Annotated in this window: 14 protein-coding genes, 1 tRNA gene, 1 pseudogene and 1 other annotated feature; of the genes and pseudogenes, 1 reads left to right on the plus strand and 15 read right to left on the minus strand. The window is 37.0% G+C overall.

What is annotated here, in order from left to right; genetic code table 11:
- Positions 1-16: 16 nt before the first annotated feature.
- From nusB to F5ESL0228_RS05430, 11 genes are all read right to left on the minus strand, one after another.
- Positions 17-415 (minus strand): transcription antitermination factor NusB, encoded by a 399-nt coding sequence (gene nusB / locus F5ESL0228_RS05375; RefSeq protein WP_122023100.1) that lies wholly within the window; start codon positions 413-415, stop codon positions 17-19.
- Positions 393-848, minus strand: a complete 456-nt coding sequence (locus F5ESL0228_RS05380; protein ID WP_122018447.1) for an Asp23/Gls24 family envelope stress response protein — start codon at positions 846-848, stop codon at positions 393-395. Before F5ESL0228_RS05380 ends, nusB begins: the two co-directional genes overlap by 23 nt.
- Before the next feature lie 18 nt (positions 849-866).
- The gene (efp, locus tag F5ESL0228_RS05385; RefSeq protein ID WP_122023101.1) at positions 867-1,436 is read right to left on the minus strand and encodes an elongation factor P; all 570 of its coding nucleotides are present in this window, start codon (positions 1,434-1,436) and stop codon (positions 867-869) included.
- A 72-nt stretch (positions 1,437-1,508) separates the two neighbouring features.
- Positions 1,509-2,618 carry a Xaa-Pro peptidase family protein gene (locus tag F5ESL0228_RS05390; protein WP_122023102.1) on the minus strand — a complete coding sequence of 370 codons (1,110 nt, stop codon included), beginning with the start codon at positions 2,616-2,618 and terminating at the stop codon, positions 1,509-1,511.
- A 149-nt stretch (positions 2,619-2,767) separates the two neighbouring features.
- Positions 2,768-3,067 carry a 50S ribosomal protein L27 gene (rpmA, locus tag F5ESL0228_RS05395; protein ID WP_369916851.1) on the minus strand — a complete coding sequence of 100 codons (300 nt, stop codon included), beginning with the start codon at positions 3,065-3,067 and terminating at the stop codon, positions 2,768-2,770.
- Positions 3,068-3,080: 13 nt separating this feature from the next.
- Complete coding sequence (gene rplU, locus F5ESL0228_RS05400) at positions 3,081-3,395, minus strand: 50S ribosomal protein L21 (protein ID WP_122023103.1); 315 nt, start codon at positions 3,393-3,395, stop codon at positions 3,081-3,083.
- Positions 3,396-3,408: 13 nt separating this feature from the next.
- Positions 3,409-3,487: a sequence feature (ribosomal protein L21 leader region), on the minus strand.
- Positions 3,488-3,578: 91 nt separating this feature from the next.
- Positions 3,579-4,418, minus strand: a complete 840-nt coding sequence (locus F5ESL0228_RS05405) for a YitT family protein (protein ID WP_122018451.1) — start codon at positions 4,416-4,418, stop codon at positions 3,579-3,581.
- A 189-nt stretch (positions 4,419-4,607) separates the two neighbouring features.
- The gene (locus tag F5ESL0228_RS05410) at positions 4,608-5,936 is read right to left on the minus strand and encodes a DUF2325 domain-containing protein (RefSeq protein WP_122018452.1); all 1,329 of its coding nucleotides are present in this window, start codon (positions 5,934-5,936) and stop codon (positions 4,608-4,610) included.
- A 191-nt stretch (positions 5,937-6,127) separates the two neighbouring features.
- Entirely contained in the window at positions 6,128-7,033 is a 906-nt protein-coding gene (locus tag F5ESL0228_RS05415; RefSeq protein ID WP_122023104.1) for a WxL domain-containing protein, read from the minus strand.
- A gap of 265 nt (positions 7,034-7,298) precedes the next feature.
- The gene (locus tag F5ESL0228_RS05425) at positions 7,299-8,261 is read right to left on the minus strand and encodes a DUF916 and DUF3324 domain-containing protein (protein ID WP_122023216.1); all 963 of its coding nucleotides are present in this window, start codon (positions 8,259-8,261) and stop codon (positions 7,299-7,301) included.
- Between the two features lie 800 nt (positions 8,262-9,061).
- A complete protein-coding gene (locus F5ESL0228_RS05430; protein WP_122023105.1) occupies positions 9,062-10,840 on the minus strand; it encodes a DUF2207 domain-containing protein in 1,779 nt (592 codons plus the stop codon).
- A 214-nt stretch (positions 10,841-11,054) separates the two neighbouring features.
- On the opposite strand from F5ESL0228_RS05430, the gene F5ESL0228_RS05435 reads away from it, so the two are divergent.
- Positions 11,055-11,128, plus strand: a tRNA-Arg gene (locus F5ESL0228_RS05435).
- 211 nt (positions 11,129-11,339) lie between these two features.
- On the opposite strand, the pseudogene F5ESL0228_RS05440 reads toward F5ESL0228_RS05435, so the two are convergent.
- The 4 genes and pseudogenes from F5ESL0228_RS05440 to dhaK form a co-directional block, all read right to left on the minus strand.
- Positions 11,340-12,059 (minus strand): annotated as a pseudogene (locus tag F5ESL0228_RS05440) (MIP/aquaporin family protein).
- A 73-nt stretch (positions 12,060-12,132) separates the two neighbouring features.
- Positions 12,133-12,504: a dihydroxyacetone kinase phosphoryl donor subunit DhaM gene (gene dhaM / locus F5ESL0228_RS05445; protein ID WP_122018457.1), complete on the minus strand. Its 372-nt coding sequence runs from the start codon at positions 12,502-12,504 to the stop codon at positions 12,133-12,135.
- On the minus strand, positions 12,501-13,085 hold the full coding sequence (dhaL, locus tag F5ESL0228_RS05450; protein WP_122018458.1) for a dihydroxyacetone kinase subunit DhaL: 585 nt from the start codon (positions 13,083-13,085) through the stop codon (positions 12,501-12,503). The genes dhaM and dhaL overlap by 4 nt, the downstream gene beginning before the upstream one ends.
- A gap of 14 nt (positions 13,086-13,099) precedes the next feature.
- A complete protein-coding gene (dhaK, locus tag F5ESL0228_RS05455; protein WP_122023106.1) occupies positions 13,100-14,095 on the minus strand; it encodes a dihydroxyacetone kinase subunit DhaK in 996 nt (331 codons plus the stop codon).
- Between the last annotated feature and the right edge of the window lie 182 nt (positions 14,096-14,277).

The following is a 14,277-nucleotide window of genomic DNA, read 5'->3' on the forward strand; positions in this document are numbered from 1 at the left end:
TACGGCCGACTATTAGTTATTTTGGGATAAAGTTTGCCAACATACCATTGATAAAAGGTTTATCTTTTGGATCTGCAAATTCATCGCATAAATTTAGTGCTTCGTTGACCGCTGCTTTGGGTTCAATTTCAGTGCTATACTTAATTTCAAACAAAGCAACTTCCAAAATTGCAAGCAATATTTGATTAATTCGATCAATTCGCCAGTTCTGTTTAAGATAAATGGCTAACGATCCCTTTAATTCATCCCGCTTTTCAATCACGCCTTCAATAATAGTTTTTGAATAAGCAGAAAGTTCTTTCAGATTAAGCATCTTAACAGTTTTAATTTCAACTTCAGCAGGAGTAGACTTAAGATCTTGATTCGCCAAGTATACTGCCTGCATTGCAATTCTACGACTCTGGTGTTGATTCATTTTTACTCTTTTCATCAATGTCAGAGAACAGCTGGGACGTTCCGCTTTCATCATGTTCTTCATCTGGAAATACCAAGCCTACAACATGAACATTAATTTCTTTAAGATTTAAGTCAGTCATTTGCAACACTTGCTGTCTCAGTGAATTTTGCAAATCCATAGCAACTTTGGGAACATAACTACCGGCAACAACGCTAACATAAACATCAGCAATCAAGTTATGTTCATCATCAAGCTTAACCGTAATTCCCTTACCATGATTTTCACGTCCCAAAACACGATTAATGCCTGATTTTACACTGCCATGAAGCCCAGCAATTCCTTCAACTTTTTCGGCAGCAATGCCCATGATAACTTCAAGAACACTTGAATCTATTTCGATTTCTTCGCCGTTATTTTTATCATCTAAGACAATTTTTGAACTATCTGCCATTTTATTTACCTCGAAAAACTACTTATTTGCGCGAGATACGTATGTCCCGTCGACAGTATTAATTATTAATGCATCGCCTTCGTTAATAAAGAAAGGTACGTTAACAACCAAGCCTGTTTCCATTGTTGCAGGTTTACCACCGCCAGAGGAAGTATCACCTTTAATATTTGGCTCAGTTTTAGCAACTGTTAATTCAACAGTGTTAGGCAATTGGATTCCCAAAGTCTTGCCTTCATGCATAATAACACTTACGTCCATATTTTCTTTCAAAAATTTGGCCTCTTCTTCAACTTGAGTATTCGGAATTGCCAATTGATCATAAGTGGTTGTATCCATGAAAACATAGTTTGAACCATCATTGTATAAATACTGCATACTCTTAGTTTCAATTTCAGCGGTCTCAACTTTTGCTGTTGAACGGAAAGTATATTCTTGAACAGCACCAGTATTTAAGCTCTTAAGCTTTGAACGAACAAAGGCACTGCCTTTTCCGGGCTTAACATGCTGAAATTCAACGATTCGCCATAAATCATTGTTGTATTTAATGGTCAAACCATTCTTAAACTCATTAACTGAAATCATTGTCATATTAACTACCTCATCTCCATAATAATATCTTACCAATTCATACGTGATTTTACTATAAATAATCTTTAACTTTTATAAAGAAATTAATTCATCCTTAGGCAAAGTTGACAATAGCTGCGGCGATTGATCATTAATCAAAATGTCATCCTCAATTCTAACCCCACCTTTATTCGGCAAATAAATGCCTGGTTCAACCGTGTGAACCATCTTATTAATTAATTTTTGCTTACCAAAAGGTAGTGCAGGTTGGCATAATTCGTGAATTTCTAAACCAATACCATGACCGATACCATGACCAAAATACTGACCATAGCCTTGCTCTTTAATGTAGTCACGAGCTGCTTTATCAACATCACTACCGCAATTACCGACAACTGCAGCTGCAATTCCCCGTTTTTGGGCTTCATGAACGATACCGTAAATTTTTTGTAACTCAGAATCAACCTGACCAACTGCAACGGTGCGCGTAATATCGGCTGCATAACCATGGTAAAAGGCACCGAAATCAATTACAACCAAATCACCTTTTGTGATTTTTTTATCGCTGGCAACACCATGAGCCCAGGCAGAACGAACGCCTGAAGCAATAATGGTTTCAAAACTTGGTCCGTCTCCGCCATGAATCTTAAATAAATAATCTAATTTAGCACCAATTTCACGTTCACTTACCCCAGGTTTAATCATCGGTAGAATTTCTTTGAAACTAATCATTGAAATTTCAATCGCTTGCTTTAAGGCTCCAAGTTCAATTTCATCTTTAATATTTCGAACTTGTTCAACTAGCTCTTCACAGAGTTCAAAGTCAATTTGTGGGTTAGATTTTTGTAAATTAGCAAATTCAACAGCTGAAATAGCTTCTCCCTCAACCAAAACCTTTGTTAAACCAGCTGCTTTGAGCTGATTACTAATCTCTTGAATTTGATCATTTCGCTTCATGACCACTTTTAATTTGCCTGGCGCTTGAGCCTTAATTTGGTCTTTAAAGCGCGAGTCAGATAATAGGATTCTGTCTCCTCGTGCAGTTAAAATGAGTTGCGCCTCTTCACCAGTAAAATTTGTCAAGTAGCGATAATTTGCCTGATTAAAAATAAGAAGACTATCAGCTCCACGGTCTTTAATCAACTTAGTCACTTCTGAAATACGTCGACCTAAAAGTGTCAATAATTTATCTGTTTGATCCATCATAAACTCCCCTAATTAGTAAATACCTGAGTTTATTTTACCGCTAAGGTTTTGTTAAAAACTACTATTTAAGTATTTTTATAATAAATCTTTAAACGCATAAAAAAGACGAGAAGCACATGCTTTTCGTCTTCTTATTAAGAACTAACTTACTTAGCTTCTTCTTCGACTGGAATTACAGAAACTTGCTTTCTATACTTATCCATCCGTTCAAATTTAACAACACCATTTATTAATGCAAATAAAGTGTCATCTCCACCTTGGCCAACATTCTTGCCTGGGTGAATCTTAGTACCACGTTGACGATAAATAATCGTACCTGCGTGGATAGTTTGACCATCTGCAGCCTTCGCGCCTAGACGACGACCAGCTGAGTTACGACCATTGGCAGTAGAACCTCCACCCTTGTGGTGGGCAAATAATTTAAGATCTAAAATATTTATATTCATAATCATTTCACCTCTAGCCTAGTTCAATCTTTTCAACTGCAACCTTAGTATAAGGTTGACGGTGACCATATTTTGAATGTGAGTGCTTCTTAGGCTTGTACTTGAAAGTCACAACTTTCTTTTCCTTACCTTGCTTTTCAACTTTAGCAACAACCTTAGCACCCTTAACTAACGGGGCACCAACCTTAACATCCTTGCCGTCAGCAACTAAAATCACTTCATCAAAAGTAATTTCTTTGCCTTCTTCAACATCAAGTTTCTCTACAAAAATATTATCGCCTTCAGCAACTTTGTATTGCTTACCGCCGGTTTTAATAATTGCGTACATTACAACCCTCCAAAAAAATACTTAGACTCGCCAATTGAGGTGCTTAGTTATCTAAAGGCTTCAGACCCCAAAATGTGCGGTTGCAGATGTGGAGGTTTCCACAAATACAACTACTGTATCATACTCCTACTGAACCAATTTATCAATGAAAAAACAAATTTCGATAAGTATTTAACAACTAGTTTAAATTTGCCACTTACCGCCATGAACCTTAGCAACATTTTCAGTAACAATAAAGGCTTCGCTATCAATTTCGCGTGCCTTAGAAACTAATTGTCCGTATTCATTAGTATCAACGATGATAACTAACTGTTGCTTATTTTCATCACTATAGCCGCCAACTACATTATAAACAGTCAAGCCATCATAATCTTTTTGAAGCATCGTTTTAATTTTATCAAGTTTTTCATTACTCATAATACGAACCTGAAATTTCTTGTCAAAGCCCGTTTCAGCGTAGCGCATCGTAATAGTTGTAATTATTTGGGAAAAGGCAGCCAATAAAAAGGCCTCGGTTCCATCAACAAAAATATTTAACACAATAATCACCATATCAATTGCCATCAGTGACATTGCAGGATCAACAAAGAAATATTTTTTGATAATTAATGGGGGGATGGTTGTGCCTCCAGACGATGCATTAATGCGATACAGCATTGAAACACCAATGCCCATCAGTACTCCGCCATAAATTACCGCAAGCATATTATTTGAGGTCAATTTAAAGCTGGGAGTAATTGCCATTAATACTGGTAAAAGCAAACTACCTAGTGCAACTTTTTTGAAAGTTGCTTTACCCAAAAACACAACTGCTAAAATAAGCATTAAGGAATTAACTATAAAAACCGTTAGCGAACGATTAATTCCCCATACCGCATCTACTAAAATTGAAATACCGGTTGATCCTCCAGCCGCCACATTGATGGGGGCATAAAAGAAATTAATAGCGACGGTAATTATTTCTAATCCAGCCAAGAAAAATAGCCAGTACTGCCAAGTATGTGAGTGTTTATTTGTTTGCATCTCATCTTCCTCTCATAAAACGTTATTAATCATTGTACCGAAAAACAATTATTTTATTCAAGAAATATGCAAAAACCAAAAGCTTTCTTAATGAATTTAAAACGGTAATAAAATTTATCATTATTTATCAACTATCGGCAAACTCATCTACTTCATTAATTAATCCCAAAATTAGTTAAGAAACAAAACTTACTTTTCGATCTTATATTCCAAACTCTGATTTCCTTCATATGCAGGCATACCCTTTTCAGCACGATAAAGTGCTCGTTCAAATGCTTGGTATCCCTTACTTGAACTAACAGCAAATTTAACATTATACTTACTTGCAAATTCGCGAATATTCCAAGTACTATCATGAGCCGCAAATGCCGTTATCAAAATAACAATATCTAAATTCTGTATCTGTTTTTCAATGGTTTTCTTTTTGCCTTCAAAAGCGTCTATTGCTTGTGGAATCCCGTGGTAACGTTTGACAATACCTTCAAGCAAGGCTTCATTTTGATTATTACCGATTGCAATTCCGACTCGTTGATAATGTAAATCCATATCCAACTTAGTTAACGATGTAGCGTCTTCATCATGATGCTGTTTCTTTTTGCTTGCGTGTTTAGCCGTTTGAGGAGCATCAAGATCATATACCCAGCGAATTTGAATTGCCATAGCAGGATTTTTCTTTAAATTCACATCGCCATCATACCAGGCCAAGTCAACAATCGAGCCATCTTCAAGTTGAACATTTTTCTCTTGAAAATTACTAGCATCTACTGGTAGAAGAATGGTTTTCCCACGAATCCGTAATTTTTTGCCACTAATATTGCGACTAATTGCTAAGTGTCCCGGTCTTCCCTGAACAACCGCGTATTTAAAGATAGAAATCGAATCGACTTCCAACTTAGGTAATTGGCGAAACCCGACAACTCGTAAAATCTCAGCTTCATAATATGAATTAGCTTTTTCAGCTACTGCTTCAACAATGTCACCACTTTTTAAATTTAAATCGTGAATTTGCGATTCCTTTAGTGTAAAAACACACCGGTTACTATCGTTTACTAAGTCACAGCCCGATAATAAGCGAATTACGGTATAGCGGTGCCCCTTTCGGTAATCACGTTTAACTTGCTTTTTAGGCTGTAAAGCCTGTTGAAACACTTTTTTGTTGATGACTTCTTTAGTTGTTTGTGATTGTTTAATTGCTTGTTCCAAATGAGAAAAAGTTTGCTGATAATTTTCATTCTGCTGAGACATTTGTAACTGGTGTACAGCCTTAAGAGCCTTATTTTTAGCCTGAATATCTCCTGGAGTGATTATTAATGTTGTCAGATTAGTAAGCAAGTTATTTATTGCTAACTCAAGCTTAGCCTGTTTCTTGTCATGAGTCAGACTATCAAACTCACTATTGGGCACATCATCTGCCATATTCAAAATTGCTTTAATTGCCGCTAAACCATTGCGCAACGATTGAGCGTCTCCTGAAACTTGATTCAGAATTCTTTTTAAATTATTTCGATAATCAAACATATAATTTCAACTTCTTTATTTTGATTACTTAAGTATACCAGTAAACAGAAAGCAGTTAAAACCAAACCGCGCTAAAAGTGAAATACGATATAACTAATAGTTTAAAACAAAAAAGTACTCAAGCTTTATGCTTGAGCGCCTTTTATAAAATTATTATTACTGCCTACCAAACAAAATGCAAAGTCTTACGTTTACTTAATTCCTGTGGATAAAGTCCAAGTTAATGAGGTCGTATAAGTTCCTGCTGCAATATTGGCATCGGTTGGTAAAGACAACTGGATATCTTTTGGATCCCAAGCAAAAACTTCTGCTCCGCTACCAGTAGTAGCTTTTGCGGTTGCAACCTGAACTGCAGTACTGTCGGCAGCTAAATTAACCGTCAAATTTTTAATCACATTATCAGCCAGCCAAGTAACGTCATTACTAAAATTTTTATCTGCATTATTTCCTGTTAAGCCAAAAACGTTTGCAGTATGACCAGCTGCAGTATTGTTAAAGGCTAGCTTGGCGCCAGTTATTGTTTTGGCGCTAGCACCACTTCCAGTAGTCAGCGGGCCGTCGGCTTTGACGCTTAATTGCCAATCTCCTGAATGACTATCACTCTTATCATCAGTGTCTGTACGGTCTCTTTGCTTATCAATCACTGTTACCCAAGTCTTGCCCTTAACATTGTCTAAATCAGGATCAGTAGTAGAAAGCTTCGGGGTCTGGTTATCTGCCCCAGCATATCCAGGATGTACATCATTACCGGTACTATTTAAGTTCATACCAGCTGCTGTAAAGATCGGAGCAGCGGGATCAAACTTAGTATGACTACCAAAATCCAGCACTGCGGGCACGTATTGTAAACGTAAGTATCCGACGCCATCATCTGGTTTATTTGGATTATCTGGGTTTGGATTTGGCTTGGCGTCTTGGTCCTGGCTAAAGCCAATTCCTACTGTACTATGATTGGTATCTGGTAAGGCTTTACCACCGTTCATTTTTGCATTGCCTTCTTGAGTTTTAGCTTGAATAATGGCCGGGGTAGCGACAGCTACAGTCGATAAGACTGTGGCACTTGTCATTACCATACTGGCTATTTTAGTTAATTTCATCTTGAAGTTCCTCCTTCAAATTCAGATTTTTCATACACAATTAATCATCTTGCAATGATTATCCAACGATTGTTTACTAATTAATAAAGATTGATCATCTTCCAAGTATTGAAATCGTGATAGGTTTTGATGGTAAAGTACAGACACGTCGCAAAGGCAATTGCTAAGAGAATGGACAAACCCAACCAAAACCACTGCACGCGGCGATAGGAAAATTTTGCGATCAATGCTTTCAAAATGACACCACCTCCTTTATAGTTAAAAACTAGCGCGGCCGAAGCATGAAAGTCCAAACCAAACCGCCGAGACTTAATACCAGTAAAACCCCGCAAATAATCGTGGCGTACAGCCAATAATTAATCGGCTTCTTAACGGCGCGGTCATTGATTGTCTTAGCCTGCGTATTATTCACCTTCATGGTTTCGTTAAAGGTCCAACTTACCGGGAAGCGATTCTGCGTATTCAATCCTTTTAGGGTGACTTTGATCTGATAGGTGCCAGCTTTGAGCGCATCATAGCTCCAGGAAATGGGCAACACAATGCGCGAATTAGGGGCAATCATAAAGTTGTTGGCGTTAAAGGTGCGCACCTCGCCACCAGCTTCTCCTATTGCTACTTTGACGTTAGCTTGGGAAATAGCCATGGGAGCAATGTTGCGCAAGGTAACTCCTAAAGCGGGGTGACGGTTAAAGAGTATCGGCGTGGTTTTAGCGTACTTCACCTTGGGAAAGACCTGATAGTTCTGTCCGCGTAAGACAATTCCTACGGAATAGGCGTAATTAGAAGTAATCATGCCGCCCTTAGTCTTGGGCGTCTTGGGGTGTTCGACAAAGTGCCAATCCCCATAGATCATGCCATCAAAGCGCTCTTTAGGCAGCTTAACGGTAGCACTGATAATGCGGGATTGCTTCGGCCCTAACTTAAGCTTCTCGTCGCCTCGATGCAGCGTGATTAAGGTAGTTAGAGGATGCTTTAAACTAGGATCAAGCGCTTTAGTCTGGGGCGTGAAATCAATGCCGCCCCCATCTTGGGTATAAGCATTACGCAAATTAACCCGCACTGTAATGGTCTTAGAGGCAAAATTTTGGACTTGCATTTTAATGACATGAGTAGAGTTTTTCCGATAAGCTAGATTAAAGTAGTTGAGAGTTGTATCGACTTGCTCTTCTGGGAAAAGCGGCTTAACTTCAAAATCAGTACTATCATCTGATTGAGCGGCTGCTACCATGGTTTGCGGGGTTAACCAAATTGCCAAGACCAAAATTAACCCTAGCCACCAACGTTTTCTACCTTGCAAAAATTACTCCTCCTCTTACGTTTAAAAAAATAATTGGCAATTAAACCCGCTGAATCTAAGTTAATTCAGCGGGAAAACTTCAAAACCCATGCAGCTGTTTTTATCAAACCAATCGCTAATTTCGTAGTAGTAAAATGAACAAGCAAAAAGTATCACTATTACAAAAGTTGGCAAACCGATTAACTATATTAAAATAGTGGTATCAACATTGCACTGGTAGTTTGAATAGCGCAGTTAGTATAAATGTATATAGCCATAGGTTTGGACTAACAAATTGAATTATAAAAATACGAAACAAGAAATATATAATTCAAAAATAGTCGTAAATAGGAAATGAAAGCTATTACTAAATGCGCTTAAGTTTATGATATATCAATTTGCGGGATCGTACAGAGTATATAAAAAAAAAAAAAAAAGTAATATAGAATTACCGTTATTAGGAAAAATTGTAAATTCTGAAAAAGCTGTATTTAATTAAAGCTAATTAGCTACTAGCATGGGGTTAGCAATTACTAAATAAGTAAACAAGAATTAATAAAATAAAGCAAATAAGCCAAGAAAAAGTAAACATTAATTCTTAGATAACGGTAGTTATTAATAACAGATTAAGATTTTGTTATGCTTAAAAGCAACAAAAAAGCGTTCACTCATTTAAATGATTTAAACGCTTTAAAAATTGATTTTATTAATTTTAATGGCAATATTGGATTAAAAGAGTTTATAGTATCTCGTTAGAAGGCACCACCGCCGGAGCCACCACCAAAGCCACCCGATGAACCGCCTGAAAAGCCTCCAGATGACCCAATTATTGATGAACTAGCACTGGCCCCGGCACCCTTAACAAAGCTTGCTGAGAAGCTTTCTGCAAAACTGTTTTTACCAGAACTATAAAATGGACCATAGAGATAGAAATTACTTTGCGCCAACTCCTCTTTATTAAATTCTAAATTTATTTCTTTTAACACCTTTTTAGCTAAATCGAAACTAACGGCGTAAGGCATGAAATCTTCCCAAAGAAGCAGATCCCCGACATTGCGCATTTTAAACTGTCCAATATCACTTAACATATGTTTAAAGCCACGTACTTGATTGGTTTTTTCAGCACCAAGCTTGGAATAAATTGAAATGCGCCAATTGGCAACTAATAGTCCGATACCTGTTCCAAATAAGAGAGCTATGATTACGAGTATAAGATTAATATTACTTACGTTAAAAGCAAAATATGCAGAACAGCAACTAATAATAGTTAAAACAATAATAACTGCTTGATTAACTTTTTTTCGATTTATCAGCTTTTTAGAAATTAAACCCTTTTTTTGAACTTGTCGATATCTTTGTTGCGCCCACTGATCAAAATATTTACCAATTTTGGTACCATGATATTTACGAATTTGCTCAGTAGTCACCGTTTTTCCGTCACCGACAATTTCAAACAATCCACCTAACAACTTATCTTGCTTAGTTATCTGCTCATCTAAACAGCTAATGCGATAGCACGTTTTTCTGCCAGCTTGATAATCAGTAATTTCCAGCTTGTGTTTACTAGTTAACTGCATTAAATAGGCAGTAAAAGCCTTGACGTCAGGTTTACGAGCTCTGTCTAATATTTGTGCACTTACAGGATCAACATCTGGAATTTCATAATTATGTGGCAAGGAGCGCATTTTTTTCGGCTTAACTCCTTGACGCTTAACGCAAAATCCTCTTAAAAGTGCTACCAATCCAGTAAAAATACTGATTAAAGTTAATCCCCAACTGGCGTAACGTTTATTACGTCGCTGGCGATTAGCTGCCTGTGCTAATTCTTTTTCTTGCTTAAGCACAGCTGAGCGATGTTTTTGGTGGATCACTTTTTTGTTATCAGGAGTAATGCTTAGTGGAAAAATCGTATGAACTTCAACACCAGTTTTGCCATCAATGTTATCGACTGTCATCACAATTCGTCCGGTCTGTGGTGATACCTTAATATAGCCATTAAGAGGGCCATGTGCCCATGCTTTTAGCCCCTTTACAGGTTTTGAAAAGATAATACTAGCTTTAACATGGTTTAAATTTGTATCCCAATTATTACCAATTATCATAAAATTCAGTTCTGCCACATCTTCATAATTAGTAACGGCACGCGTAATCTTATAATGATAAGTTACAGTTATTTTTTCATTGTCACTAATTCGATGATAAACTTTAAAACGATATCCTTGAGCGGTTTTTTGTAAATCGAATAAATGATCAGTAAGATTAAGACCACGGTCATCGCGGACTTTTACTTGTGGCTCGACAATTTTTTGATCAGGTTTCAAGTTTTGTTGATAAAAAACACCGTGGGCCGCATCATCAAACTGATAGACTATCTTGCGGGTCATTGTGATTGACCCATCACGATTGACTGTAGCCACAGCAGTATTATTTTCAATATCATAATTAATATCCGCTTTAACTTTTTGTCCGAGCGAACACCCTAAAACCAATACGCTTAAGAATGTCAACAGTAGTAATAATTTGCGTTTCATCGTTACTCCTTTCAAGGAACATTATTTTAATTATTATACATGCTTATTAATAAAATGAAATAAAATTATTGCTTTAATTTAGACTAGTTAAAGCAATAACTTCCTGTCAATTTAAAAATCGAGTGAAAAGTTAATTATCATAAAATTTATGTTGCAATTGCCCAAACTTTTCTCTATAATAGTTAATGTTCTTGTGACAGATAACAAAAACGATGGTCTGGTAGCTCAGCTGGATAGAGCAACGGTCTTCTAAACCGTGGGTCGTGAGTTCGAATCTCACCCGGATCATTTTCAAATAGTTTTAAAAAGCCTTGAAGAGCAGGAACTAATGTTCTCAAGGCTTTTTCTAATCAAAGATATTGCTGGTACTAACAATCAAAAAAACTTCGACCGAGTCGGAGTTTTTTTGATTTATTGTTTAGTTTTATAGCACAAAAATGGCCGATAAACCCGATTTTCAAAGTCAAGTTTATCAGCCATTATCGATATTTTAAACTTCTTAGCCAACTAGCTTAAATAATAAAGAAGCTACTAATCCACCCACAATTGGACCAACAATTGGTACCCAACTATAAGTCCAGTCGGAACCACCTTTATTAGCAATTGGCATTAATTGGTGAGCTAATCTAGGGCCTAAGTCACGAGCAGGATTAATTGCGTATCCAGTAGGACCACCAAGAGATAAGCCAACTGCTGCAATTAACAAACCAACAATCACAGGATTAAATCCAGAATTAATATTTGTCTTAGTGAAAGCCAATAACCCAAACACAAAGACGAAAGTCCCCATCATTTCTGTAAAAAAATTCCAAAAATAGTTACGAATAGCAGGAATTGTACAAAATGAACCTAAAATGGCATCTTGGTCGGTAGTTGCTGCCCAATGTGGGAAATATGTTAGCCAAACTAATATTCCTCCTACAAAGCCGCCAGCTACTTGTGCAATAATATACGGAAGAACGGATGACCATGCAAGCTTACCGGAAACTGCCATTGCAATTGTTACAGCCGGATTAAAATGACCTGGGCTTAACCAACTAACCATATAAATTCCAAATGTAACGGCTAAACCCCAACCTAAAGCAACTGCTACTCAACCGGCACCATTAGCCTTAGATTTCTTTAAATTTACGGCAGCGCAAACACCGTCACCTAACAAAACGATAAAGGCAGTTCCAATAAACTCGCCTACAAGTTGCATCATTAAACTATCTTGCATAATATTCCCTTTTCTATTCAAATTCACTTAATTATAGATAAGCCGGTATTAAATAACAAACATTATGCTTGGGTTAGTCTTTGATTAAGAGTGGCTTTAATTGCTTTTCAATCTCATCTAACTGAACACCTGCCTGAATCAAGCTAGCTGCTGTGTAGGCTCCCTCAATCAAAGCAGCATCATAGAGGTGAACTTTCTTATTAGTCATCTCAATAGCCATTTCCAAATTCATCTTGGCACTACCTAAATCATAAAAAGCCAAAATTTCTTCCGCCTGGTTAGTCGAAAATGCTGTCAAGATTTTTTCCATACTTGTACCAACATTATCATCATTTGTTCCACCAGCAACAGTAATTGAAACATCAGCAGCTACTTGTTTGAGTAATTTTTTTAAGCCCGTTGCTACTTCTGGAACATGCGACACAATAGTAATTCCTAACTTCATAAAATACCTTCAGTTTCTAGTAAGGCTGAGAACAAATAACCACTTGACTGCGAACCAGGATCAATATGTCCGATAGCACGCTCCCCCAAATAGGATGCGCGTCCCTTTTTAGCAACCATATCTTTTGTTGCAACAACAGCGTTATTAATTTTTTCCTGCGTTAATGAATGATTTTTAATTTCTGGAATAACAGCATCCCAAACATCAACCATTGTTTTATCACCAGGTTTTGCGCCACCTCGCTTTTCAATTCCCGCCAAAGCTGCGGTAAGCAATTCTGCCAAATCATTAGAACTGGTGCTTTTTTTAGCCATTTCCAAAAATGCTGTTCCATATAGTGGACCTGAAGCACCACCAACTGTTGAAATAAGAGCCATCGCAATCGTTTTTAATGCTTGTGTCAAGTCTTTTGGTTCATCTTTTAGTTTATCTATGACTGCTTTCATCCCACGATCCATATTAAAGCCGTGGTCGCCATCACCGATTGGAGTATCCAAATCACTTAATAATTGTTTGTTTATTGCAATCTTTTTGGCGAAATCATTCATCCAATTTGTTAAATTTGTCACTGTTAATGTCATTCTGTTTCTCCTCACTACCATCCAATAGTCGCAACTGGTTCGTTAAGGTAATCTAGCCATTTTTTATTTTGCAATTCAAACATGGTTAATGAGACACCTGCCATATCGATTGAAGTCATATAATTGCCCACTTTCATAAATGCAGGTTCAATCTTCATTTCCGTAAGCTTATTTAATAAATCGTTACTGAAAATATATTGTTCCATTAATGGCGTTGCTCCCATACCGTTTATTAAAACTGCATATTTTTTATTGCCATCAAAATTCATTTCTTGATCAAGTTTAGTTACCATCTCTTCGACTAAATTCTGCGAAGATTTTATTTTTTCTCGACGATAACCGGGTTCAGAGTGAATTCCGACACCATATTCAATTTCATCATCCTTTAAGACGAATCCCGGCTTTCCAGTTTCCGGATTAGTAGCTGCTGACAAGGCCACGGCAATCGTTTTAATGTTCGGCAAAATTTGCTCAGCCAATTCAGCAATCTCATCTAATGAAGCCCCTGATTGAGCTGCCGCACCCAAAATTTTATGAACAAAAATTGTCCCTGCAACTCCTCTACGACCTTGAGTATAAGTGCTATTTTCAACGGCAATATCATCATCAACTACAATTGACTTGACTTCAATGTCATCCATTGCCGCCATATCCTTTGCCATATCAAAATTCATCACATCACCAGAGTAATTTTTAATGACTAAAAAAACACCTTTTCCGTGATTCGCTACTTTAATTGCTTGATAAATTTGATCAGGAGTTGGAGAAGTAAAAACTTGACCACAAACAGCAGCGGTAAGCATACCCTTACCTACAAAACCTGCATGAGCCGGTTCGTGACCAGAACCACCCCCACTGACAATTCCAACTTTGTCTGCCATTGAGTCCTGATCTGCTCTAACTACTGCTTCAGTACCTGAAATTTGTTTGACAAATTGTGGATATGAACGCACGAGTCCAGACACCATTTCTGAAACCACATTTGCTGGGTCATTGATAATTTTTTTCATTAGTTATGCTTCCTTTTTATTGATTTTAGTCTTTCATAACATTCAACTGATTATAACATTTAAGGTAAACGGTTGCACAAAATGCAGTTTAATCATTATTTATCTTTAAGCCGCCTATATTGCAATATAAACCTCAAACTAATTACTGTAACACTATAAATATTTAACTTATTTATAATGTT

Source organism: Lactobacillus sp. ESL0228, from assembly GCF_003692825.1.
Lineage (GTDB): Bacteria > Bacillota > Bacilli > Lactobacillales > Lactobacillaceae > Lactobacillus.

Excerpts from the sequence above, each read along its gene's own strand:
- F5ESL0228_RS05425 (WP_122023216.1), bottom strand. The coding sequence starts at position 8,261 with ATGGTAGCAGCCGCTCAATCAGATGATAGTACTGATTTTGAAGTTAAG.
- rpmA (WP_369916851.1), bottom strand. The coding sequence starts at position 3,067 with ATGAATATAAATATTTTAGATCTTAAATTATTTGCCCACCACAAGGGT.
- F5ESL0228_RS05390 (WP_122023102.1), bottom strand. The coding sequence starts at position 2,618 with ATGGATCAAACAGATAAATTATTGACACTTTTAGGTCGACGTATTTCA.
- dhaM (WP_122018457.1), bottom strand. The coding sequence starts at position 12,504 with ATGAAGTTAGGAATTACTATTGTGTCGCATGTTCCAGAAGTAGCAACG.
- F5ESL0228_RS05430 (WP_122023105.1), bottom strand. The coding sequence starts at position 10,840 with ATGAAACGCAAATTATTACTACTGTTGACATTCTTAAGCGTATTGGTT.
- F5ESL0228_RS05410 (WP_122018452.1), bottom strand. The coding sequence starts at position 5,936 with ATGTTTGATTATCGAAATAATTTAAAAAGAATTCTGAATCAAGTTTCA.
- rplU (WP_122023103.1), bottom strand. The coding sequence starts at position 3,395 with ATGTACGCAATTATTAAAACCGGCGGTAAGCAATACAAAGTTGCTGAA.
- F5ESL0228_RS05415 (WP_122023104.1), bottom strand. The coding sequence starts at position 7,033 with ATGAAATTAACTAAAATAGCCAGTATGGTAATGACAAGTGCCACAGTC.
- F5ESL0228_RS05405 (WP_122018451.1), bottom strand. The coding sequence starts at position 4,418 with ATGCAAACAAATAAACACTCACATACTTGGCAGTACTGGCTATTTTTC.
- F5ESL0228_RS05380 (WP_122018447.1), bottom strand. The coding sequence starts at position 848 with ATGGCAGATAGTTCAAAAATTGTCTTAGATGATAAAAATAACGGCGAA.
- efp (WP_122023101.1), bottom strand. The coding sequence starts at position 1,436 with ATGACAATGATTTCAGTTAATGAGTTTAAGAATGGTTTGACCATTAAA.
- nusB (WP_122023100.1), bottom strand. The coding sequence starts at position 415 with ATGAATCAACACCAGAGTCGTAGAATTGCAATGCAGGCAGTATACTTG.
- dhaK (WP_122023106.1), bottom strand. The coding sequence starts at position 14,095 with ATGAAAAAAATTATCAATGACCCAGCAAATGTGGTTTCAGAAATGGTG.
- dhaL (WP_122018458.1), bottom strand. The coding sequence starts at position 13,085 with ATGACATTAACAGTGACAAATTTAACAAATTGGATGAATGATTTCGCC.